At 45.7% G+C, this 748-nt stretch carries 1 pseudogene; it reads right to left on the bottom strand.

The annotated features are described in order from the left end of the window. Positions 1-543: pseudogene (locus C3B52_RS35710) on the bottom strand (hypothetical protein); the annotation flags it as partial. Between the last annotated feature and the right edge of the window lie 205 nt (positions 544-748).

The raw sequence follows: 748 nt of genomic DNA, 5'->3' as shown, positions 1-748 counted from the left end.
TGCACGACGCTTAAGACCAACAAAGACGGAACCGCCAATGGCAATGACCTCATAGCCTTGATCGATGTAATCCTGCAGCACGGCCAGCGAATTCTGGACATGATATACCGGAATTGGCTTTCGGCCAACTGCCCGCTCCAAATAAAGCGTATTCGCCTGTGTTGTTTCCGGATCCCCAATCTTATCGATCGTTAAAAATTGATAGATGATATCACTGTGTTGCTTCACGAACTCTGCATATTCATCCAGGTCTAGCGGTTTCACTGTTTTCCCTTTCCGCTTAGTTTCATGAAGGGTCTTCTCCCCCGGATCGAGCATGACGGATTTATAATCAAATCCCAGCTCGCGAAGGTTATCCTTCCAGGTTGCTGCCGTGTCCGATCGAACGGTAAAGTAGTTAATCAAGACGAACAAACCGCCGTTTTGTTTTACGATCCTCACATCACGTTTCCCTTTGCTGATTCCAGAGTAAATGTATCGCAATCCCTTTAAAGAAAGACGAACGCCGGCTGGCGTTCGCAGTACCTTACAGATATCGATCATAATAATCCGGATTAAAGCAGCAAGTGCGCTTGAAAACTTTTGAATCCGGATCAATTCTTTTAAGGTGATTACTCTTTGGTGAAACAGAATAGCTAGGGCTTGTCTCAGACGTTCCCGGGGAATACGATTCGCTTCGTTCCCGCTGGATGTCTTGATGTATACGTATTTTTCAGTAACGCGTTCAATTGTATTTGCTCTGCCAGTC

Origin of the sequence: Brevibacillus reuszeri (assembly GCF_002897295.1) — a bacterium.
Taxonomy (GTDB): domain Bacteria; phylum Bacillota; class Bacilli; order Brevibacillales; family Brevibacillaceae; genus Brevibacillus; species Brevibacillus reuszeri_A.
Note: the sequence above shows the minus strand (reverse complement) of the source record. Positions and strands in the feature narration are given on the sequence as shown.